Here is a 22,269-nt window from a genome sequence, read left to right as displayed (position 1 = left end):
GGATGCTTTGTGCATCCCACAAGAAGGGTATCTCGGCATGAGTACTATTTTTGGATTGGGCAACGGGTTGCCAATGTCTTCCCGGGCCGGCTCTTCGGAGCGGTCAGGTGCACACGAAGGTATCGAAGGTTTTAGCGCAGGTAGCGCAGTACCTGTATTGACAACGGGCGAAACCAATTCGGAAACCGGCACGTCCAAAAGCCAGCTTTCCGATGCGATGCAGTCCGTCATGCTTGAATTTCAGAATATCGGTTCGGGATCATCAAGCTTTGCGTCTGCCATGGCTGACGTTCAAGGCAATGACAATGACCCGAACAGCAATACGGCAGGCGATGTGTTTTCGTCATCCTCACAATCTGATTCTACCGAAGCTGACATCTTGAACGCCAAGAAAGACGCCGAAGAAGAATTCAGAACCGCACTGCGTGATGCCAATTCAATTCCGATAAAGGATGATGAAAAGGCAGAAAAGGCTGAACTCGAACGACGCCAGGCACGTCAGGAACTTGATCAGATCGAACAATCCGCAACAAATCTTCCCGAAGATGTTGCCGGTCTGGACAGTCGCCTTACAGCCCAGCTTCTAAGTGGACAGCAAACCCGGAAATCAGCCGGTGACACGGCACTGGCTGCATAAAGACCAGTCTGTGATCCGACCACGCAAAAGAGCAGCATCTTTCGGTGCTGCTCTTTTTCATGCGGGGACTTTGATAACGTCAGAACAGCTTTGGCGGGGCGTCGCCGCGTTCTTCGCTTTGCAGTTCAAGAAGCGCGTTGTTGTAGGCCATCATCGCATCCTTTTCGTGCACAAAGCCGATCATCTCGCGATCTTCACCATTATTGAGCACCGGCAAATGTTCCTCGCCGGTTTGCTCCATCAGGCGGATGGCCTTTTCGATGCTGTCAGTACGGAACAGAACCGGCGGTTTTGACCGCGCCACTTCGCCAGCCGTCATATTCTGGGCGGCATCCGTATCAAACGCGGCATTGCGCAAATCGGTCAATGTGATGGTGCCATGCAGTTTGCCTTTGTCATCAACGACAAAAAGCTCCGCATAGGGTGCATTGAAAAGGGCTGATCGGACACTTGGCAAATCATGGGATAAAGGCACGGTGACATATTCGCGCTTCATGATGTCGGCGACCTTGATCATGCGCAGAAGATTGACCTCCCGCCCCCAATTGGTCGACAGCCCGCGCATTTTAAGCTGCCAGTGGAAGAATGATCCGCCATTGGCCTGATCCATGATTACCGATGCCAGAACCGATGCCAGCATCACTGCAATGGTCAGCTGATAGTCGCCGGTAAGCTCAAACACGATCAGGGTTGTGGAAATCGGCGCCCCCAGAACAGCAGCGGCCACCGCCCCCATCCCGACCAGGGTATATGCCCCGTGCCCGGACGAGAAATCCGGCAAGGCGTGGGTGGCAACGATCCCGAACGCACCGCCCAGCATCGCACCAAGAAACAGGCTGGGGCTGAACATCCCGCCTGCAAAGCCAAGCCCCATGCAGATCGCCACGACAAACGCCTTGGCAAACAGCAGACCGATCAGAAATGTCAGGCTGTATGTTTCATAAAGCGCATCATTCATCGCGCCATAACCGACACCGATGATCTGCGGAAAGCCAAGACCAACAATTCCAACCACCAGACCGGCAATCGCCGGCCGACACCAAAGCGGCGCACGCGTGGTATCGGCAACCTTTTGAACGACGGGAATGGCACGCACCGTCAGCATTGCGGTGATCCCGGCCAGCAACCCCAAAAGTGCAAACGCGGGAAATTCCCAGAACGACTGAATGTTATGGAGCGGGATCAAAAACGCCACTTCCGATCCGTAATAAAGACGGGTAATCACCGTCCCCATCACCGACGACATCACAATCGGTGCAAAAGCGGTCCGGGCATAATGGCCAAGAACCACTTCATGGGCAAAAAACATCCCGGCCAGCGGCGCATTGAAGGATGCGGCAACGGCCGATGCCACCCCGCACCCCAACAAGGTGCGCGCGGCCCCACGGCGCAAATGCAACACGCGTGCAAGCCAGGCCCCAAAGGACGCCCCCATATGGACAACCGGCCCCTCGCGGCCAAGTGACGCGCCACTTCCCAGTGACACCGCGCTGGCAATCGCACTTTTGATGCCGCACCGGGTCGACATGCGCGCATCATTGAACGAGGCAGAGTCAATAACATCGGCAACCCCGTGCGGGCGTTGACCGGGTAAAAACTTGTAGATGAAAACACCGACGACCAGCCCGCCCGCGGTCGGGCCAAGAACCAGATGCCAGTTCGACAATCCCATCAGATGCTGATGAAGGGATTCTTCGCCCCACCCATAAACCAGCGCCTGCACCAGCAAAATGCCGTCCCGAAACAGGATCGTTCCGCCCCCGGCCATCGCACCAACCACCAGCGCCAGAAGCGACAGGACCAGTTGCTCGCTTTTCACCAGGCGGCGCAGACGGCTTAGTACCAGATTGGATTTGATCAGTTTTTCAGCCATTGCCGCAACACCGCAGAGCAAACATACGAAGGGGTCCTGTTCCGATGGGGTTGATCATAGGATCAGCGATTGCTGCGAATAAAGGGTAAACACCCGAAACATCAAGGATATTTTCCGATCTTTACCCGCGTCCTCCCCCGTCAGCCGGTGTCCACAACCAAACAGCTTTCAAAAAACGATCATTGCCATCGACGGGGGAAATGCAGCATTCTTCGCCGTCTGTTCAGAATTTCTGACGCCACCCAAACCGTGTTGATACGGAATCCGAAAATGAATGATCCCCGACCCACGGGTAGCACTGCGGTACGACCGCTACCCGGCTTTGCTGAATTTGTCTGTCTGATGGCCATCACCATCGGGCTTGTCGCCCTGTCGATTGACAACCTGTTACCGGCCTTTGGCCCGATTGCTGCCGATTTCGGCATCGAAGACGGCAACCGCATGCAGATGCTGATTTATGTCTTCATGATTGCCTTTGGCCTGATGCAGATCGTCTATGGCCCGCTTGCCGACAGTTTCGGTCGCCGCCCGACCCTGATCGCCGGACTTGGCATCTATGCCGTCGGCACGGTCATGGCGATCTTTGCCGACAGCTATGATCATTTGCTTATTGCCCGTTTCGTCCAGGGACTTGGTGCTGCTGCCCCGCGCGTTCTGACCATGGCGATCACACGCGATTGTTTTGAAGGTCGCGAAATGGCGCGCGTCATGTCCTTTGTCATGATGGTGTTCATCATTCTTCCGGTGTTTGCCCCGGCATCGGGCAGTTTGATTCTGGCACTGGCAAACTGGCACATGATTTTTGTCAGTACGCTTGTCCTCGCGATTGCGATTGTGTGCTGGTACCTGCTTCGGATGCCCGAAACACTGCATCCTGAATATCGGCACAAACTCTCGGTTCGCCGGATTGCCCGTGACATCAGAACCACAGTGACCAACCGCCAGACATTCGGTTATGCCACCGTCATGGGCATGATGTTTGCCTGTCTGATGGCCTATATCGGTTCGGCACAGCAAATCTTCGAGACCGAGGTCTATGGTCTGGGCGTCTGGTTCCCGCTTGCCTTTGGCATGATTGCGGCCTGTATGAGTTTCTCGTCCTTCGTCAATGCCCGTCTGGTGCGGAAACTTGGCATGCACAAGATTTCCCATGTCGCCCTGTTCTTCATGACGGCAAGCAGTCTGGTCAACGTTCTGATCGCAATCGGTTTTGACGGCAAGCCGCCGCTTTGGCTGTTTGGTATCGGCCTTACCATGACGCTGTTCTGCTTTTCACTGACCATGCCGAATTTCAATTCGCTGGCCATGGAACCGGTTGGCGCCATTGCCGGAACCGCGTCTTCAATGATCGGCGTCTATAGCACCCTGATCGGCGTGATTGCCGGGGGCATTATCGGCCAGCAGTTTGACGGCACGGTGATCCCGCTTCTGGGTGGATATTTCTGCCTTGGTGTGATTGCCATCGTCATTGTCGGCATTACCGAACGCGGAAAGTTCTGTCAGGCGACACACTGAAACTGACACGGGCTCTGACACTGACACGGCCTTTACCCGACAGCCCCTAAACGAAAAAGCCCCGCAGAGTGCAGTCTGCGGGGCTTTTCAATGCGACCGGTCAGATCATCATGACTTCAGATCATTATGACTGACGTGGATCGTAATTCAGGTTTGGTGCCAACCAGCGTTCTGCCTCGGCCATGGTCATGCCTTTGCGTTCGGCATAACTTTCGACCTGATCACGTTCGATCTTGCCAAGGCCGAAATATTTGGCTTCGGGGTGGGCGAAATAGAAACCGCTGACAGACGATGCCGGGGTCATCGCACAGCTTTCGGTCAGGGAAACGCCGACATTTTCCTCGGCATTCAAAAGCGACCAAAGGGTGCGTTTTTCGGTATGTTCCGGGCACGCAGGATAACCCGGTGCCGGACGGATACCGCGATAATTTTCCGCAATCAGATCATCATTGCCGAGATTCTCGTCTGCGGCATAGGCCCAAAGCTCTTTGCGGACCTTTTCGTGCATACGCTCGGCAAAGGCTTCGGCAAAGCGATCACCAAGCGCCTTGACCAGAATGGCATTGTAATCGTCATGCTCGGCTTCAAGCTTTGAGGCGATCTGTTCGACTTCCGGTCCCGCCGTCACAACAAAGGCACCGATATAATCGGTCTTGCCGCTTTCCTTCGGCGCGATGTAATCGGCCAAAGCCCGGTTCGGACGTTTGTTGTTTTCGCGGAACATCTGCTGGCGCAGGGTATGAAGCATGACCGGCTCATTCTGATCCGGGGCCGGGGTGACTTCGATATCATCACCGACCGAGTTTGCCGGCCAGATGCCAACAACCGCACGCGGCTTGAACCATTTTTCCGCAACAATGCGTTTCAACATTTCCTGCGCATCGTCATAAAGACCGCGCGCAGTTTCGCCGACTTTTTCATCCTTGAGGATGTCGGGGAAACGACCATGCAGTTCCCAGGTTTCAAAGAACGGCTTCCAGTCAAAGCGCGCGACCAGATCTTCAAGATCAAAGTCATCAAACACGGTGATCCCCGGCTTTGCCGGAACCGGAACCTCATAGGCATCCCAGTCAAGCTGCACCTTGTTGGCACGCGCATCGGCAAGGGCGAAGCGTTTTTTCTGCAATTGCTGGGCGGCGTGTTTTTCCGCCATCGCCAGATATTCATTGCGGATTTCAGCAGCAAATCGTTCGCGATGGGTTTCCGAAACCAGCTGGCTTGCAACACCCACCGCACGCGATGCATCAATCACGTATACGACCGACTTGTTATAGTTCGGTGCGATCTTGACTGCGGTATGTACCTTTGACGTAGTCGCCCCGCCGATCAGAAGCGGGATATCCAGACCTTCGCGTTCCATTTCGGCCGCAACATAGGTCATTTCTTCAAGCGACGGCGTAATCAGGCCCGAAAGCCCGATCATGTCGACCTTTTCGGCCTTGGCAGTTTCAATGATCTTCTGGGTCGGAACCATCACACCAAGGTCGAGGACCTCGAAATTGTTACATTGCAGAACCACACCAACGATGTTCTTGCCGATGTCATGGACATCGCCCTTTACCGTCGCCAGAAGGATCTTGCCGTTGCTTTCGCGCACACCGTCTTTTTCTTCTTCGATGAACGGGATCAGATAGGCGACGGCCTTTTTCATCACACGGGCGGATTTCACCACTTGGGGCAGGAACATCTTGCCGGCACCAAACAGGTCACCGACGATGTTCATCCCATCCATCAGCGGCCCTTCAATGACATGAAGCGGTTTGTCGGCCTGCTGGCGGGCTTCTTCGGTGTCTTCCTCGACGAATTCGGCAATGCCGTTGACCAGCGCATGGGCCAGACGTTCATTGACCGGCTTTTTGCGCCATTCCAGATCGGCTTTCTTTTCCGGACCGCCGGTGCCCTTGTATTTTTCGGCAACCTCAAGCAAACGGTCGGTCGCATCAGAACGACGGTTCAAAATGACGTCTTCAACGCGTTCGCGCAGTTCTGCCGGAATTTCTTCATAAACGACCAGCTGCCCGGCATTGACGATCCCCATATCAAGACCGGCCTGGATGGCGTGATACAGGAAGACCGAATGCATGGCTTCGCGCACCGGGTTATTGCCCCGGAACGAGAAGGACACGTTTGAAACACCGCCGGAAATCTTGGCATAGGGCAGGTGTTTTTTGATCAGCTTGCAGGCTTCGATGAAGTCGACCGCATAGTTGTCGTGTTCTTCGATCCCGGTTGCGACCGCAAAGATGTTCGGGTCGAAAATGATATCTTCGGGCGGGAAGCCGACTTTTTCGACCAGAACGTCATAGCTGCGTTTGCAAATTTCAAACTTGCGATCGACCGTATCAGCCTGGCCTTTTTCATCAAAGGCCATGACAACAACAGCTGCACCGTAACGGCGCAACTGTTTGGCCTGGGCGATAAAGGGTTCTTCGCCTTCTTTCAGACTGATCGAGTTGACGATCCCCTTGCCCTGAAGACATTTAAGACCGGCCTCGATGACGTTCCATTTGGAACTGTCGACCATGATCGGCACGCGCGCAATATCGGGCTCGGCGGCAATCAGGTTGATGAACTTGACCATCGCCGTTTCGGCATCAAGCATCGCATCATCCATGTTGATGTCGATGATTTGCGCGCCGTTTTCGACCTGCTGGCGGGCAATCTCAAGGGCTGCATCGTAATCTTCGTCAACGATCAGCTTTTTGAATTTCAGCGATCCGGCAACGTTGGTACGTTCACCAATATTGATAAATCTGGAAATGTCGGTCATGGGTCTGTTCGATCTCTTTTCAGCAATCAATATCGGGTTTACGCAGCGTCAAACGGCTCAAGGCCGGACAAACGCATTCTGGGTTCAATTTTCGGAAGCGCCCGCGGCTTGGCATTCGCCACGGCATCGGCAATCGCCTTGATGTGCGGCGGCGTCGTGCCACAGCATCCGCCCAGCAAATTGACCATGCCGGTTTCAGCCCATTCCTTGACCAGTGCGGCCATTTCCGCATCACTCTGATCATATTCACCAAATTCGTTCGGCAGGCCGGCATTGGGATAAACCGAAACGCGGCATTCGGCAATGCGCGACAGTTCTTGCACATAGGGGCGCAACTGCGCAGCACCAAGTGCGCAGTTCAAACCGATCGAAAACGGCTTGGCATGGCGGACCGAATTATAAAATGCTTCGGTGGTCTGCCCTGAAAGGGTACGGCCCGATGCATCGGTGATGGTACCCGAAATAAGGACCGGAACATCTTCACCGCGTTCTTCAAGAACTTCGTCGATGGCAAACAATGCGGCCTTGGCATTGAGCGTATCGAAAATGGTTTCGACCAGAAGCGTATCCGCACCACCGTCAAGCAGCCCCTTGGCCGCTTCCTTGTAGGCGTCTTTAAGCTGATCAAAGGTGATCGCGCGATAGCCCGGATTGTTCACATCCGGCGAGATTGATGCCGTGCGGTTGGTCGGACCAATGGCACCGTTCACAAAACGCACATCGCCGGGATGGGCAGCTTCCCATTCGTCACAGGCCTGACGCGCGATCTTGGCACTTTCGAAATTGATCTCGTAGGCCAGATCTTCCATGCCGTAATCGGCCTGCGCGATGGTCGTCGCACTGAAGGTATTGGTCCCCTGAAGGTCTGCACCTGCCGCAATATATTGCAGATGGATGTCCTTGATGATGTCTGGCTGGGTCAGAGACAGAAGATCGTTATTGCCTTTGACATCCTGTTTCCAGTCGGCAAACCGTTCACCGCGATAATCTTCCTCGGTCAGTTTGTGTTTCTGGATCATGGTGCCCATGGCGCCATCAAGGATCAGTATCTTTTGTTCGGCCCGTTTGCGCAGCAGGGCGACGCGTTCCTTGCGATCATTCATCTTTTTCATCCAGTCTTTCAGTCAGGCTTTGCTGTTATCGGTAATCGGAACTCAGGCCGCAGCCTTGTCCGTTCCGCGGATACCCAGCGCATGACAGATGGCATAGGTCAGTTCGGCACGGTTCAGGGTATAGAAGTGGAAGTCGCTAACCCCTTCCTTCATCAACCCTTCAACCTGTGAAATGGCTTCGTGGAATGCAACCATGCGGCGCGTTTCCGGATCTTCGTCCAGACCGTCAAAACGCCAGTGCAAGCGTTCCGGCACAGACGCCCCACACATATCGGCAAATTTCAAAAGCGATGCAAAATTGGTCACCGGCAGGATGCCCGGAACAATCGGGGCCGTGATGCCAGCAGCATCACATTTGTCACGGAACCGCAGATAGGTCTCGTTATCAAAGAAGAACTGCGTGATCGCACGGTTGGCCCCGGCATCGATCTTGCGTTTCAGATAATCGATCTCGAAATCGGCACTTGGTGCATCGGGATGCATTTCCGGATAGGCCGACACCGAAATATCAAAATCGGCAATTTCCTTAAGCCCGGCAACAAGATCAACCGCATAGGGATAACCACCCGGGGTCGGTTCATAGGTATCACCGGCATCGGGCAGATCACCGCGCAGGGCCACGATCGAACGAATGCCTTCGTCCCAGTATTTACGGGCGATCTGTTCGATTTCATCCTTGGTATGACCAACACAGGTCAGGTGCGCGGCCGCGGGAATGCCGGTTTCGCCCTGAATTCGGGTGACACTGCCATGTGTGCGATCACGCGTGGTACCGCCCGCGCCATAGGTCACCGAAACAAAGGACGGGTTCAGCGGCGCAAGACGATGGATCGATCGCCACATGGTTTCTTCCATCTTTTCCGTTTTGGGCGGAAAGAATTCGAATGAAACCCGCAGATCGTTGCGTGCTGCCTGTTTTTCTTGAACCGTCATCATTTCAATCCTGTCTTCGCTTTCCCTTGGATCGGGCTTTATTTTTGGTCTCGGGTGATACGGATTATTCCGCAGCCCTGTCGGTGCTTTTATCTGGTGTCTGTGTGGCGGCCTGGGTTGCGGCATGCGCTGTCCAGATCCGGACGGTCAGCGGCTTGCCGGGCAGGTTTATGACATTGTCGAATACAAGTTCACATGCGCGAAACCACGTACTGATCGACGAATCTTCAAAGCCAAGGCGCCGGTGCGCGTGCTCTTCACGCAATTCTTCGCGATCATGCGGGGCAAAATCGACAACCACCAGCCTGCCCCCAGGCGCCAGAACGCGGGCGGCTTCGGCGATTGCCGCATCAGGCTTTTCGGCAAAGTGAAGAACCTGATGCAGGGTCACGACATCAAACATGCCCCCCGGATACGGCAGCTGATACATGTCGGCCTGACGCACCAGACAATTGGAAAGATCGGCACGTTGCAGGCGCGCACGCGCCACGGCAAGCATTTCGCGCGACATGTCCACACCGACACCTTCTTCGGCATTTCGGCCCAGCAGTTCCAGTATCCGACCCGTCCCCGTACCGATATCAAGAATGCGCCCGCCGCTCAGATCGCCAACCGCATCAAGCAGGGCCTGCTCAACAACAGCCTCGTCAATATGAAGGGATCTGATCTGGTCCCAGTCTTCGGCATTGGCGCGGAAATATTCGGTGGCGATTTTTTCACGCTGTGCTTTGACCTGATCAAGACGCGCCCGATCAAGGGACAAAATTTCATCATCGGCCGGCAACAATGCCAGAACCGGCTGCACCAGATCGGCCCCCGGGCCGGAATGCGGCGTGCGATAGAACACCCAGGTCCCTTCACGGAACCGCACAAGCAACCCGGCTTCGCACAGCAATTTCAGATGACGGGAAACACGTGGCTGGCTTTGGCCGATGATCTGCGTGATCTCGCTGACCGTCAGTTCGCATTCCGCGCAAATCGCCAATAACCGAAGCCGTGTCGCTTCGGCGGCCGCGCGCAATCTTGCCAAAACCTGTTCCATAACCGTTTCTCCCATTCACGAAAAACAGATATAAAGATATGTTTATATTTAATCAACGACTATTTTCCCACCCAAACGAGGTATGGCAAAAAGGTCACACAGTAAAACGGCTTGAACCCTTTCAACTTTTTGTATGCTGGCGTTTAATTTCGCCCTATGCTAACCACATAAATATTCGAGGCGTACGCGATACATGATCCGACTTCGAGAGCAGGAAGTTGATCGGTAACGTTTTTTGGTGTTCCCGCGCGAAAAACGTCTTGGGTCAAGGAAGTCTATGTATCGAAAATCGGTTGGCTGAAAATAATGAAGTTTCGAGCTCTACTTTCACTCTGTGCTGCTGGTTCGCTGTCCTTGCTGACGGCTTGTGCATCAACAGAGCCCGCACAGGATATGAGCGATTTCGACCCAATTGAACCGGTAAACCGTGTTGTGCACGGTGTAAACGGCGCAGTCGATTTCATGGTTCTGTACCCCGCTGCGATGTGGTACCGCGATATTGCGCCGGAACCCGTCAAGACGTCGGTTGCAAGCTTTGTGCGCAACCTGAACGAACCGCTGAACTCACTCAACGCATTGCTTCAGGGTGATCCGGATCAGGCCGCAGCCTCGTTCCAGCGTTTCATCATGAACTCGACGCTGGGCTTCCTTGGTTTCAACGACGTCGCTGCCGATTTCGGCATTCCGTACCGTCGTGAAGATTTCGGTCAGACCCTTGCGCATTATGGCGTCGGTGCCGGTCCTTATATTGTTCTGCCGCTGATTGGCCCGTCCAACTTGCGTGACAGTGTTGGCCTTGGTGTTGACTATGTTGCCAACCCTCTGACCTGGGGCGCACAGAATAGCGACACCGCCGAAGCACTTTATCTTGGCTCGATCGGTGTAAGCGCATTGCATTATCGCTATGCGACCGTCAATCAGCTTAACGAGTTGCAGAAATCGTCAATCGACTATTATGCAGCCCTGCGCAGCCTGTATCGCCAGCAGCGCAACACCCTGATTCGCAACGGTGCACCTGCACCGGCTTCTGCGGTCGAGGATGAAAGTGCTGAATTTAGCTTTGACGACGCCGTCGAAGCCGCAAGCCAGTAAGAGCAATCCATGACCAAGACCAAGATCATCATCCCCGCAGCAGCCGCACTTTTTGGTGTTGCTGCGGTCTGGTCTGGCCCGGTTATGGCCGCGACCACCGCATCCCCGGTGATCGCAGAGGTCGCCGTTGACCAAAGTGCGGCCAATGTCATTCAGTCCCTTGCCGATCAGGCAATGGCCGAACTGACCGACCAGACGCTTGGCGATGATGTCCGCCGCCAGAAATTCGTTGCCCTGATGGATCGCTACTTCGAAATGGAAGTTGTGTCGCGCTTTGTGCTCGGCCGCTATTGGCGTTCCATCTCCAAGGAAGAAATCGACGAGTTTTCCAAGCTTCTTCAGAACTATCTCGCGCTGAATTATGCCAACCAGTTCAAAGCCTTTAACGGCGAACAGTTCGTTGTCGGCAGCGAGACGGAAAAGAACAAGGACACCTTCGTCAATTCACAGTTCGTTCGCCCTGATGGCCCGCCGGTCAATATCGTTTGGCGTATGCGTCTGTTTGATAACCATTACAAGATCATTGATGTTTCGATCGAAGGTCTGAGCATGGGCATCACCCAGCGTGACGAATTCACCTCGGTGATCCAGCAAAATAACGATGATGTCAGCGCCCTGACCAGCGCGCTTAAGGCAAAAACCGGCCTTTAGGTCACAGACCACACCATCAAAAGATCAAAGCCACCATTTCCAGATGGTGGCTTTTTCTTTGTCCGGAAATAAGCCCATTGCGCGCCAAAACAAAAGGCCACCCGAAGGTGGCCTTTCACAATTCACAATACCCTTTCCCGAATTAACGGGTAAGCGGCTTGTATTTGATGCGGTGCGGGCGGCTTGCCTCTTCACCATAGCGGCGTTTGTAATCCGCCTCGTATTCCTGATAGTTGCCTTCGAACCATTCGACATGCGAATTGCCTTCGTAAGCCAGGATGTGGGTCGCAATACGGTCAAGGAAGAAGCGATCGTGCGAGATAACCACAGCACAACCGGCAAATTCCAGAAGACCTTCTTCAAGCGCACGCAGCGTATCGACGTCAAGATCGTTGGTCGGTTCGTCAAGCAGCAGCACGTTTGCGCCCGATTTCAGCATCTTGGCAAGGTGAACGCGGTTACGTTCACCACCGGAAAGCTGACCGACTTTTTTCTGCTGGTCCGCACCTTTGAATGCAAACTGCGAAACATAGGCACGCGATGACATCGGACGTTTGCCCAGAAGGATCTCGTCCAGGCCGTCGGAAACTTCCTGCCAGACGGTCTTGTTCGGATCAAGCGAGTCACGCGACTGATCGACATAGCCAAGCTTGACGGTTTCACCGATCTTCAGCGTTCCGGAATCCGGGGTTTCGGTTCCGGTCAGCATTTTGAACAGCGTGGTTTTACCGGCACCGTTCGGGCCGATCACACCAACGATACCGCCCGGCGGCAGACGGAAATGAAGATCATCAAACAGAAGCTTGTCGCCAAATGCCTTGGTCAGACCTTCGGCAGTGATAACCTCGTTACCAAGGCGCTCTGCAATCGGAATAACGATCTTGGTCGAATCCGGAACTGCCTTGGCGGCTTCTGCGACAAGATCATCATAGGCACGGACACGGGCCTTGGATTTTGCCTGACGGCCTTTCGGGTTCTGGCGAATCCATTCCAACTCGGTTGCCAGCTGTTTCTGGCGGCTGCCTTCCTGACGGGCTTCCTGTTCCAGACGCTTCTGCTTCTGTTCCAGCCAGGAGGAATAATTGCCTTCATACGGGATGCCCTGACCACGGTCGAGTTCAAGGATCCAGCCGGTAACGTTATCAAGGAAGTAACGATCGTGGGTAACCAGAATGACGGTGCCCTGATAATCTTCCAGGTGACGTTCAAGCCACGCAACCGATTCCGCATCAAGATGGTTGGTCGGTTCGTCGAGCAGCAGAATGTCCGGCTTGGCCAGCAGCAGACGGCAAAGCGCAACGCGACGGCGTTCACCACCGGAAAGCTTGGACACATCGGCATCTTTGGGCGGGCAGCGCAGCGCATCCATGGCGATTTCAAGCGTACGCTCAAGATCCCAGCCATTGGCCGCATCGATGCGTTCCTGAAGTTCACCTTGCTCGGCAAGGAGATCATTCATCTCGTCATCGGTCATCGGCTCGGCGAATTTGGCGCTAATTTCGTTAAAGCGCGCAAGATCGTCAACAACCTGGCCGCAACCTTCCATGACGTTGCCAAGAACATCCTTTGCCGGGTTCAGCTGCGGTTCCTGTTCAAGGTAACCAACGCGAACACCTTCTGCCGGCCATGCTTCACCGGCAAAATCCTTTTCGATGCCTGCCATGATCTTGAGCAGCGTCGATTTACCCGCACCGTTGTTCCCCAGAACACCGATCTTTACGCCCGGCAGGAACGACAGCGTAATGCCCTTGAAAAGTTCACGACCGCCCGGAAGGATCTTGGTCAGGTCCTTCATGACGTAAATATACTGGTAGGATGCCATTAAATTCCCCATCCAAATGTCATTGGGTCCGTCCCCATCGGGACCGGATCACGACGGCATGCACATATTCATGCCTGAAAAGCTGTGCCCGTTTGTAACCGACGTGCTTGCGCTTAACAACTTCAAACCGCACATGCCCGCATGCAAGCCGCACGCGGGGGCAGGACACCCTCTAACTTTGTCGAAATTGGTGATCGGGCAACCGCGCCCGGCAATTTTTTGTGCAAGCGACGCGGAAATTTGATCCGCAACCGATATGCAAACCACCACAGGCAATCGCCCCCAAACAGACCAAAAGCATCCGGAACACTGCCAAACGGCAATCTATGAGTGTTTTATTCACCCCGAAAACTCAACCAAAAATACCGCATTGCACAATGGAAAAACTGGCGGAAATCTTTGTGATTTTGGCCGGTTCATTCAACCAGACCGTCGCTAACGCACTGTTCTATACGACTAATGATTAGCTTCTGGGGAATCCCGAAAACTGGTATCGAGCTTAGAAGGCAATGAGTGTGTCGTTACAGTTTCATTGCCGCTTAGTACATGCGGCCGACTGACAAAAACACAACAAACGGTCGGCAGGGGAAGTTATCAATTCTAGGAAGGAGACGCGCGATGGATGAACAAAGCGCAGCCTACTGGAAGAGAAACGTGAAGCTGGTCGCAACTCTGACTGTGATCTGGTTCATCGTTTCCTACGGTTTCGGCATTCTGTTTGTCGATGCCCTTAACAGTATCGAAATAGCGGGCTTCCAGCTTGGTTTCTGGTTTGCTCAACAGGGGTCCATCTATGTCTTTGTCGCACTGATTTTCGTTTATGTGTCGAAGATGAACAAACTGGACCGCGAGTTCGACGTTCACGAAGACGACGATTGACGCTGGATCTGGGGAGACAGACAAAATGGATCTTACTACCCTTACATATATCGTCGTAGGCTTGAGCTTCGCGCTGTATATCGGCATCGCGATCTGGGCCAAGGCGAGCACCACCGGCGAATTCTATGTCGCTGGCAAAGGTGTTAACCCGGTCGTCAACGGCATGGCGACCGCAGCAGACTGGATGTCGGCTGCTTCCTTCATTTCTATGGCTGGCCTCATTGCCTTCCTTGGCTATGGCGGCTCGGTTTACCTGATGGGCTGGACCGGCGGCTACTGCCTGCTGGCCATGCTTCTGGCACCTTACTTGCGTAAATACGGCAAGTTCACCGTGCCGGAATTCATCGGCGATCGCTATTATTCCAAAGCGGCCCGTATCGTTGCTGTTATCTGCCTGATCTTTATTTCGTTCACTTATGTGGCAGGCCAGATGCGCGGCGTCGGTATCGTGTTCTCGCGCTTCCTTGAAGTCGAAATTCTTACCGGTCTGATCGTCGGTATGGGCATCGTCTTCATCTATGCCGTTCTTGGCGGCATGAAGGGCATTACCTATACCCAGGTTGCACAATATTGCGTTCTGATTGTTGCCTACACCATTCCGGCGATCTTCATTGCCTTCCAGCTGACCGGCAATCCGCTGCCGCAGCTGGCATTCGGCTCGACCGTCAATGGTACCGGCGAATATATGCTTGAACGCCTCAACAATGTCGTGACGGAACTCGGCTTCCTTGAATACACGACCACCAACAAGTCGACGATTGATGTCTTTGCCATCACCGCCGCCCTGATGGTTGGTACTGCCGGTCTTCCGCACGTTATCGTTCGCTTCTTCACCGTACCGAAAGTGCGTGACGCACGTTCGTCGGCTGGTTGGGCGCTGGTCTTCATCGCGCTGCTTTACACCACTGCCCCGGCAGTTGGTGCAATGGCTCGTCTGAACCTGACCGAAACCATCCAGACCGGTGAAGTTGGTGCCGAAGACGGCAACCTGTCCTATGAAGAACGTCCGGACTGGATGAAGCGCTGGGAAGCAACCGGCCTTCTGAGCTTCGAGGACAAGAACGGTGACGGTCGCATCCAGTATTACAACGATGCGAACGCAGAATTCGCTGCCAAGGCTGCCGAATATGGCTGGGCTGGCAACGAGCTGAGCGTGGACCGTGACATCATGGTTCTGGCCAACCCGGAAATTGCACAGCTTCCGAACTGGGTCATTGCACTGGTTGCTGCGGGCGGTATTGCCGCTGCGCTGTCGACTGCTGCCGGCCTGCTTCTTGTGATTTCCTCTGGCGTGTCGCATGACCTTCTCAAAGGTACCTTCACACCGGACATGACAGAAGGCCAGGAACTGATGGCAGGACGTATCGCAGCAGCTGTTGCGATCCTGATTGCCGGTTATCTCGGGTACAACCCGCCGGGCTTCGTGGCACAGGTGGTCGCCTTTGCCTTCGGTCTTGCGGCATCCTCGCTGTTCCCGGTTATCATCATGGGGATCTTCTCCAAGAAGGTTAACCGCGAAGGCGCGATTGCCGGCATGTTGACGGGTCTGATCTTCACCATGGGCTATATCCTTGCCTATAAAGGTGTGTTCTTCGATCCGATCATTGCCAACACGCCGGACAACTGGCTGTTCGGTATCTCGCCGGAAGGCATTGGTACCGTGGGTATGGTTCTGAACTTCATCGTTGCTTTCGCTGTGTCGAAAGTCACCGCTGAACCGCCGGCACATATCCAGCACATGGTTGAAGACATCCGCGTTCCGAAAGGAGCCGGTGGCGCGGTTGACCATTAATCGGTCAACCGGTTTGCCAAATCTGTTGCAGGCCCCCGGATCACTGGTCCGGGGGCTTTTCTTTTCGGTTGCTATCAGGCAACAATGACGGCGGGTCTGTTTTATTTGGTTTGCATTGATTTATGTTGGCCCACCAACCGGCCACGCTGTGCAAATTAAATCAAACAGCCTCTGACGGAGGACAAAAGGCATGAGCATCGAACTCGAAGAAATCGCGGAATTTCTCAAACAGCATCACCCGTTTGCGCTGTTGCCTGACGAAGAAATCAATGCCCTGCCCAAACGGCTGACGGCCCGGTATTTCCGCGCCGGCACCAAGGTCCTGTCCCCCGAAGAACAATGCCTTCATCTTTACATCATCCGGACTGGCGGCACCGAAACCCGCGATCCGGACGGCCAGCTTCTTGCACGCCTGTCCGAAGGGGAATGTTTCGGTGTGCGCGCGATGTTCCGCAATGGCAAGGCTGCCAATAACATCACCACCCTTGAAGACAGCCTGTGTTACCTGTTACCGGAAAAGGACTTTCACGAACTGGCCGGGAAATACCCGCAATTCAAATATTTCTTTGCCCAGATGGGGGGCGACCGGCTGCGCAGCGGCATGCAACTGATTGAAAGCCGCGATGACGATCAGCTCAAACTCATGAGCATCAAGGTCGCCGACCTGATTGCCCGCGATCTTGTCAGTATCGACAAATCGGCCACCATCCTTGAAGCCGGAAAACTGATGAGCAAGGAACGAGTTTCCTGCCTGCTGATCACAGAGGGTGCCGACGAGATTGCCGGTATCATGACCGACCGCGACCTTCGCAATCGAGTTGTTGCCCAGGGGCGCAGTTATGATGAACCGGTAACCGAAATCATGACCGCCAACCCGATCTCGGTTCATCCCGATGATTATGCCTTTGACGCGCTGCTGACCATGACGCGACACAATGTGCGCCATCTTCCGGTCATGAAAGACGGCAAGGCGGTCGGCATGATCACCACCAACAACCTGCTGGCGCGTCAATCCCTGTCCGCCGTTTACATGGCCGGACGGATCGGCAAGCTCACCAATCCGGCAGACATGGCAAAGGTGATCGAACAGGTTCCCGAACTTCTCAGCCACCTGATCGAAGCGGGCGCAACATCGCAAAATGCCGGGCATATCGTCACCACCCTGTCTGATGCAGCAACCGTCCGGCTTTTGCAACTGGCCGAAGAAAAGCTTGGCCCGCCGCCCGTTCCCTATGTCTGGATGGCTGGCGGATCCCAGGGCCGACAGGAACAAACCGCCCTTTCCGATCAGGATAACTGCCTGATCATTGATGACACCTATGATCCCGAACAGCACGGGGCCTGGTTCAAGGCGCTGGCTGATTTTGTCTGTGACGGGCTGAATACGGTTGGCTATGTCTTTTGCCCGGGCGAGATGATGGCAAAAACCGACCAGTGGCGTCAGCCCGTGCGGGTCTGGCAGCAATATTTCAACAAATGGATCGAACAACCCGAACCCAAGGCCCTGATGTTGTGTTCGGTCTGGTTCGACTTGCGCCCGATCCACGGCACAAAAAGCCTGTTTGACAATCTGCACCGCCTGATTGTGTCAAAGGCCCGCGACAACCGTATTTTCCAGGCCTATATGGTTGGCAATGCCCTGACCCATCATGTGCCGCTGGGCTTCTTTAAAAACTTTGTGATGATCCGCGGCGGAGAACATGACCGGACCCTTGATCTGAAACATAATGGCGTGGTCCCGATTGTTGATATTGCGCGTATCCACGCGCTGGCAAATGGGGTCGAAGCAGTCAATACCTTCGAACGTCTTCATGCCATCAAACCATTGCCATCCATCAGCACACAGGGGGCATCCGATCTGCTTGATGCGTTCGAATTCATCAGCATCACGCGCCTGAAACATCAGGTGCGGCAAATCCGACGCGGGGATGCCCCGGACAACTTCCTTCATCCTGAAAGCCTGTCTGCGTTTGAGCGCAGCCACCTCAAGGATGCCTTTTCGGTGATCAAAAACCTTCAGGGTGCGCTTGAACACGCCTTTGGCAAAAGCGGGACCTGATCGGTATGGGGTTGCGCCAGAAAATCTTCGACAGTCAGCTCTATCGCGATTTCATCCAGCGCAAGGCCACCGGCCCGTTGCGCCGCTATTATGATATCCCGCCTGCCGATCCGGCCCGGTCGGTGATGGAGACCGAATTTATCGCCCTTGATCTCGAAACCACGGGTCTTGATCCCAAACGCGACGAGATCGTCAGTCTGGGCTGGGTGATTATCCGCCAGCTCGGCGTCGATTTCGCCAGCTGCGAACATATTCTGGTCCGCCCGCGCGGAGAACTTCGTGAAAGTTCGGTTGTTGTTCACCGCATCTTTGACAGTGACGTGGCCGATGCCCCCGACATTGCGACCGCACTTGAACATTTGCTGCCCCAAATGGCTGGCCGGGTCCTGATATCGCATCACGCCCCGATCGAGCTCGGCTTTTTGGGTCAGGCCTGCAAACGATGTTTTGGTGCGCCACTGCAAATTCCAACGGTTGATACCCTGGTTCTGGCATTGCGCGACCTGCATCGCAGCGGACAGCCAATGAAATCAGGGGCGCTGAAACTTGATAATTTGCGACGCAGTCATAACCTGCCACCATTTCGCGCCCATAACGCATTGTCCGATGCAATTGCCGCCTCGGGGCTGTTTCTGGCACAGATTGCCAAACGTGATCCAAAAGGCGAACTTGAGCTCAACCGGATACTGCGCTAATCCGATGATAGGGCATTAAAAAAGGCCCGAACAAATATAACAGGGAACTGGGAGCCGCACGCATGTATGTCTTTATTTTCACGACGGTTGTCGTTGGGTTTGCTGCGGCCGGGGTGGTCATGTTGCTTTTTCGCCTGTGGGGGCGCAAGGCACCGAAATATGTCATCCCCTTCGTCGCGGCTGTTGCGATGTTCTGCTACATGATCTGGGATGAATATAGCTGGTTTGAACGCTATGACGCCCGCCTTCCCGATACCATCACCGTTATTCAGACCTTCACCGACGAAAACCCGTTCGCCCCCTGGACCCTGATTTCTGCGCCGATCAATCGCTTTACCGCCATTGACCGGGACAAGCTTGTCACCAATCCCGGCAATCCTGATCAGAAACGGGTCACCACATTGCTGCTGAAAAAAGGTGCCGAAACACTGGCACTGACCCATCTTGTGGACTGTGCATCGGGCAAACGCGGCTATATCACTGCCGATAACAATCTTGATGAAAACGGCTTTCCGACCGACATGACCGAATGGTTTGACATGGATGCTGACGATCCGCTGCGCGCGGCGGTCTGCCAGTAACCACCGCCGAATTCTTCATCACCCGATCCCGACAGCCCGCTTTTTACGGGCTGTTTGTTTTTGCGGACACGAACCCGCCATCAGGCACCCGATGCGCATAATGGCCATCGCATCAATTGCTTGACGTATCGCTATATCCAATGAAATATAACGATATATCATAACCGGTCCGGAAACCCGCCCCATGCGCTATCTCGCCCCTTTTCTTGTTCTTCCGGTGATTCTTTTTGCGTCGCTTGCCGTTCGCGCGGACACTATTACGGTTTTTGCTGCGGCCAGCCTGACCAATGCAATGACCGCAGCAGCCCGGTCTTATGAAGACCAAACCGGCGATCATATTCAGATGTCATTTGCCAGTTCATCGACACTCGCCCGGCAAATCGCGGCGGGGGCACCGGCCGATATCTTCATTTCGGCCAATCAGAAATGGATGGACTGGCTGTCTGATCAGGACATGATCGCGCCGGGCACGCGTCACGATGTTGTTGCCAATTCGCTGGTGGTGATCGCGCCAACCGACAGTCCGGTTGAAACGGTTTCCCTGACCGGGGACCCTGGACTTGTGGCACTGCTGGGAACAGATGACCGAATTGCGGTTGGCGACCCGGACCATGTTCCTGCCGGTATTTATGCCAAACAGGCGCTTTCCAAACTGGGGCAGTGGGATGAACTGTCACCCCGACTTGCACGCGCTGATAATGTGCGTGCGGCCCTTGCCCTGGTGGAGCGCGGCGAGGCGCCATTCGGGATTGTGTATGGCACCGACGCGGCAATTGCACAGGATGTCAAAATTGTCGCAACCTTCCCCAAAGACAGCCATCCCCCCATCACCTATCCGGTCGCCCTGACCAGGGATGCACATACCGATCGCAACACAAAATTCCTTGCCTGGCTTTTGGGGGATGACGCGGGTCGAATTTTTGCCGATTATGGCTTTGATCCGGTTGAGACACTCAAAACAGGTACGACCCCGCAATGATCAGTTTAACGCCCGCCGAAATCGAGGCCCTTTTACTGAGCTTGCGGATTTCGGGCGTTGCTGTTTTATGTGCCCTGCCCTTTGCCATTCTTGTCGCCACAGCACTTGCACTGGGCCGGTTTCCGGGGCGCTTCATCCTTGATGCCATTGTGCATTTGCCGCTGATCTTGCCGCCGGTGGTGATGGGCTATTTGCTTTTGATCGGGTTTGGCACCCGCGCCCCGCTTGGCGCGTGGCTTTATGAAACCTTTGATATCCGCTTTGTCTTTAGCTGGACCGGGGCGGCATTGGCATCGGCCATTGTCAGTTTCCCGTTTCAGGTCCGGGCCATCCGGCTCAGCCTTGAAAACGTCAATCACGGCCTTTATCAGGCTGCTGAAACACTTGGCGCTGGGCCGGTTGATCGCTTTTTCTCGCTGACATTGCCGCTTGCCCTTCCGGGGATCATTGCCGGTGCGATTACGGCCTTTGCTGCCAGTTTGGGCGAATTTGGCGCGATCATTACCTTTGTTTCCAATATTCCCGGCGAAACACGCACATTGCCGCTTGCGATCTATACCGCCATTCAGACACCGGGCGGCGAACTTGCCGCGGCACGGCTGGCTGCCCTGTCGATCGGCTTGGCCTTTGCCGGATTGTTGCTGTCTGAAATTGCCATGCGCCACATCCGCAAAAGGGCACTGGCATGAGCATCACTGTTTCGGTCAGCCACAAGCTTGGCAAATTTGATCTGGATGCGGACTTCCATATTCCTGATACCGGCATCACCGCCCTGTTCGGGCCATCGGGCAGTGGCAAGACCAGTCTGATCAATATTATCGCCGGGTTGGAAACTCCCCGTCAGGGCCATATCGAAATCAGTGAGCGGGTCGTCTTTGACCATCGCCAACGGATCAATTTGCCCGCGCGGAAACGGCGGGTCGGCTATGTGTTTCAGGATGCTCGCCTGTTTCCCCATAAAACTGTCAGTGAAAATCTGTATTTCGGGGCACGCCGCAATGCACAGAAACTGCCACGCGAAGAACAAAGCGCCATCCTTGAAATGCTGGGCATTCTGCCGCTGATGGGACGCCGTCCTGCCGCACTTTCCGGCGGGGAAAAACAGCGCGTCTCTCTTGGCCGTGCGCTGTTATCCAACCCCGATATCCTGCTGCTTGATGAACCGCTATCGGCACTTGATCATGCCCGCAAACAGGAAATCCTGCCCTATTTCGAATGGCTTCGTGACCATCGCAAAATTCCGATGCTTTATGTCACCCATGCGATTGACGAAGTTGCGCGGCTTGCCGACCATATGGTGGTGATTGATCAGGGCAAAACACTGGCCAGCGGCTCGGTATTTGACATGCTGGGTCGCACCGACTTGCCCCCCCTTGCCGGTCGGTTTGATGCCGGTACCGTTCTTTCGGCCCGGATTGTCAGTCGCGATCCCAAGGCCGAAGTCAGCTTTCTTGATTGCGCCGGACAACGGCTTGTTGTGCCCTATCTCGGCCGTCCGGCCAATCCGAATGTCAGGCTGCATATCCGTGCGCGCGATGTCATGATCGCGAAAACCGCACCGACCGGCATCAGTGCCAATAACGTCATTCCGGTCACCATCACCAAGATCAGCCAGGAAAACCGCGATACCGTCGATATCAGCCTGTGCCTTGGCCATGATGCGGTTTCACGCCCTCACGACACCGCAAATGGCCAACCGGTCCTGCATGCTCGCATCACCCGATGGTCGGCACACCGCCTGAAACTCGGTCTTGGTCAGAAAGTCTTCGCCGTCATCAAATCCGTCACGGTCGACGGTCAGGTTGCCGACCACGCGATCTGATGATGTTAGCGCTAA

At 54.7% G+C, this 22,269-nt stretch carries 18 protein-coding genes; 12 read left to right on the top strand and 6 right to left on the bottom strand.

Going from position 1 to position 22,269, the window contains the following annotated elements:
- Positions 1-157: 157 nt before the first annotated feature.
- Positions 158-637, top strand: coding sequence for a hypothetical protein (locus tag M9H61_RS18990; RefSeq protein WP_250282329.1), 480 nt, complete (start codon positions 158-160; stop codon positions 635-637).
- A 79-nt stretch (positions 638-716) separates the two neighbouring features.
- On the opposite strand, the gene M9H61_RS18985 is transcribed toward M9H61_RS18990, so the two are convergent.
- Positions 717-2,510 (bottom strand): chloride channel protein, encoded by a 1,794-nt coding sequence (locus tag M9H61_RS18985; protein ID WP_101245695.1) that lies wholly within the window; start codon positions 2,508-2,510, stop codon positions 717-719.
- 270 nt (positions 2,511-2,780) lie between these two features.
- Between M9H61_RS18985 and M9H61_RS18980 the strand changes: the two genes are divergently transcribed.
- Positions 2,781-4,025 (top strand): multidrug effflux MFS transporter, encoded by a 1,245-nt coding sequence (locus M9H61_RS18980; protein WP_250282326.1) that lies wholly within the window; start codon positions 2,781-2,783, stop codon positions 4,023-4,025.
- Positions 4,026-4,149: 124 nt separating this feature from the next.
- On the opposite strand, the gene metH is transcribed toward M9H61_RS18980, so the two are convergent.
- The 4 genes from metH to M9H61_RS18960 form a co-directional block, all read right to left on the bottom strand.
- Complete coding sequence (gene metH / locus M9H61_RS18975) at positions 4,150-6,795, bottom strand: methionine synthase (RefSeq protein WP_250282324.1); 2,646 nt, start codon at positions 6,793-6,795, stop codon at positions 4,150-4,152.
- Positions 6,796-6,833: 38 nt separating this feature from the next.
- Entirely contained in the window at positions 6,834-7,898 is a 1,065-nt protein-coding gene (locus M9H61_RS18970) for a homocysteine S-methyltransferase family protein (protein ID WP_242512714.1), read from the bottom strand.
- 51 nt (positions 7,899-7,949) lie between these two features.
- The gene (gene metF / locus M9H61_RS18965; RefSeq protein WP_369813526.1) at positions 7,950-8,843 is read right to left on the bottom strand and encodes a methylenetetrahydrofolate reductase; all 894 of its coding nucleotides are present in this window, start codon (positions 8,841-8,843) and stop codon (positions 7,950-7,952) included.
- Between the two features lie 61 nt (positions 8,844-8,904).
- A complete protein-coding gene (locus M9H61_RS18960; protein ID WP_250282321.1) occupies positions 8,905-9,882 on the bottom strand; it encodes a metalloregulator ArsR/SmtB family transcription factor in 978 nt (325 codons plus the stop codon).
- A 393-nt stretch (positions 9,883-10,275) separates the two neighbouring features.
- Between M9H61_RS18960 and M9H61_RS18955 the strand changes: the two genes are divergently transcribed.
- Positions 10,276-10,974, top strand: a complete 699-nt coding sequence (locus M9H61_RS18955; RefSeq protein WP_228196350.1) for a VacJ family lipoprotein — start codon at positions 10,276-10,278, stop codon at positions 10,972-10,974.
- 9 nt (positions 10,975-10,983) lie between these two features.
- The gene (locus M9H61_RS18950; RefSeq protein ID WP_068519488.1) at positions 10,984-11,625 is read left to right on the top strand and encodes a phospholipid-binding protein MlaC; all 642 of its coding nucleotides are present in this window, start codon (positions 10,984-10,986) and stop codon (positions 11,623-11,625) included.
- 142 nt (positions 11,626-11,767) lie between these two features.
- Here the strand turns inward: M9H61_RS18950 and ettA are convergent, their stop codons facing one another.
- A complete protein-coding gene (gene ettA / locus M9H61_RS18945; RefSeq protein ID WP_101245690.1) occupies positions 11,768-13,447 on the bottom strand; it encodes an energy-dependent translational throttle protein EttA in 1,680 nt (559 codons plus the stop codon).
- 618 nt (positions 13,448-14,065) lie between these two features.
- On the opposite strand from ettA, the gene M9H61_RS18940 reads away from it, so the two are divergent.
- The 8 genes from M9H61_RS18940 to modC all read left to right on the top strand — a co-directional run bounded on the left by M9H61_RS18940 (position 14,066) and on the right by modC (position 22,254).
- Complete coding sequence (locus M9H61_RS18940; RefSeq protein ID WP_068519485.1) at positions 14,066-14,326, top strand: DUF4212 domain-containing protein; 261 nt, start codon at positions 14,066-14,068, stop codon at positions 14,324-14,326.
- Positions 14,327-14,351: 25 nt separating this feature from the next.
- Positions 14,352-16,118 (top strand): sodium:solute symporter family protein, encoded by a 1,767-nt coding sequence (locus M9H61_RS18935; RefSeq protein WP_068519484.1) that lies wholly within the window; start codon positions 14,352-14,354, stop codon positions 16,116-16,118.
- Positions 16,119-16,308: 190 nt separating this feature from the next.
- A complete protein-coding gene (locus M9H61_RS18930; RefSeq protein WP_101245688.1) occupies positions 16,309-18,177 on the top strand; it encodes a DUF294 nucleotidyltransferase-like domain-containing protein in 1,869 nt (622 codons plus the stop codon).
- Positions 18,178-18,182: 5 nt separating this feature from the next.
- Positions 18,183-18,872, top strand: a complete 690-nt coding sequence (locus M9H61_RS18925) for an exonuclease domain-containing protein (RefSeq protein ID WP_068519482.1) — start codon at positions 18,183-18,185, stop codon at positions 18,870-18,872.
- Positions 18,873-18,934: 62 nt separating this feature from the next.
- Positions 18,935-19,453 (top strand): hypothetical protein, encoded by a 519-nt coding sequence (locus tag M9H61_RS18920; RefSeq protein WP_206926963.1) that lies wholly within the window; start codon positions 18,935-18,937, stop codon positions 19,451-19,453.
- A 184-nt stretch (positions 19,454-19,637) separates the two neighbouring features.
- Positions 19,638-20,432 carry a molybdate ABC transporter substrate-binding protein gene (gene modA / locus M9H61_RS18915; protein ID WP_250282316.1) on the top strand — a complete coding sequence of 265 codons (795 nt, stop codon included), beginning with the start codon at positions 19,638-19,640 and terminating at the stop codon, positions 20,430-20,432.
- Complete coding sequence (modB, locus tag M9H61_RS18910; protein ID WP_181848969.1) at positions 20,429-21,121, top strand: molybdate ABC transporter permease subunit; 693 nt, start codon at positions 20,429-20,431, stop codon at positions 21,119-21,121. Before modA ends, modB begins: the two co-directional genes overlap by 4 nt.
- Complete coding sequence (gene modC / locus M9H61_RS18905; protein WP_250282314.1) at positions 21,118-22,254, top strand: molybdenum ABC transporter ATP-binding protein; 1,137 nt, start codon at positions 21,118-21,120, stop codon at positions 22,252-22,254. The genes modB and modC overlap by 4 nt, the downstream gene beginning before the upstream one ends.
- Positions 22,255-22,269 lie beyond the last annotated feature (15 nt).

The organism is Thalassospira sp. GO-4 (assembly GCF_023588965.1).
Taxonomy (GTDB): Bacteria; Pseudomonadota; Alphaproteobacteria; order Rhodospirillales; family Thalassospiraceae; genus Thalassospira; species Thalassospira povalilytica.
This window is presented reverse-complemented; position numbering and strand designations above follow the sequence as displayed.

Excerpts from the sequence above, each read along its gene's own strand:
- M9H61_RS18955 (WP_228196350.1), top strand. The coding sequence starts at position 10,276 with ATGAGCGATTTCGACCCAATTGAACCGGTAAACCGTGTTGTGCACGGT.
- metH (WP_250282324.1), bottom strand. The coding sequence starts at position 6,795 with ATGACCGACATTTCCAGATTTATCAATATTGGTGAACGTACCAACGTT.
- M9H61_RS18930 (WP_101245688.1), top strand. The coding sequence starts at position 16,309 with ATGAGCATCGAACTCGAAGAAATCGCGGAATTTCTCAAACAGCATCAC.
- modC (WP_250282314.1), top strand. The coding sequence starts at position 21,118 with ATGAGCATCACTGTTTCGGTCAGCCACAAGCTTGGCAAATTTGATCTG.
- ettA (WP_101245690.1), bottom strand. The coding sequence starts at position 13,447 with ATGGCATCCTACCAGTATATTTACGTCATGAAGGACCTGACCAAGATC.
- M9H61_RS18935 (WP_068519484.1), top strand. The coding sequence starts at position 14,352 with ATGGATCTTACTACCCTTACATATATCGTCGTAGGCTTGAGCTTCGCG.
- metF (WP_369813526.1), bottom strand. The coding sequence starts at position 8,843 with ATGATGACGGTTCAAGAAAAACAGGCAGCACGCAACGATCTGCGGGTT.
- M9H61_RS18970 (WP_242512714.1), bottom strand. The coding sequence starts at position 7,898 with ATGAATGATCGCAAGGAACGCGTCGCCCTGCTGCGCAAACGGGCCGAA.
- M9H61_RS18980 (WP_250282326.1), top strand. The coding sequence starts at position 2,781 with ATGAATGATCCCCGACCCACGGGTAGCACTGCGGTACGACCGCTACCC.
- M9H61_RS18940 (WP_068519485.1), top strand. The coding sequence starts at position 14,066 with ATGGATGAACAAAGCGCAGCCTACTGGAAGAGAAACGTGAAGCTGGTC.
- modA (WP_250282316.1), top strand. The coding sequence starts at position 19,638 with ATGCGCTATCTCGCCCCTTTTCTTGTTCTTCCGGTGATTCTTTTTGCG.
- M9H61_RS18925 (WP_068519482.1), top strand. The coding sequence starts at position 18,183 with ATGGGGTTGCGCCAGAAAATCTTCGACAGTCAGCTCTATCGCGATTTC.
- M9H61_RS18950 (WP_068519488.1), top strand. The coding sequence starts at position 10,984 with ATGACCAAGACCAAGATCATCATCCCCGCAGCAGCCGCACTTTTTGGT.
- M9H61_RS18985 (WP_101245695.1), bottom strand. The coding sequence starts at position 2,510 with ATGGCTGAAAAACTGATCAAATCCAATCTGGTACTAAGCCGTCTGCGC.
- M9H61_RS18920 (WP_206926963.1), top strand. The coding sequence starts at position 18,935 with ATGTATGTCTTTATTTTCACGACGGTTGTCGTTGGGTTTGCTGCGGCC.
- M9H61_RS18960 (WP_250282321.1), bottom strand. The coding sequence starts at position 9,882 with ATGGAACAGGTTTTGGCAAGATTGCGCGCGGCCGCCGAAGCGACACGG.
- modB (WP_181848969.1), top strand. The coding sequence starts at position 20,429 with ATGATCAGTTTAACGCCCGCCGAAATCGAGGCCCTTTTACTGAGCTTG.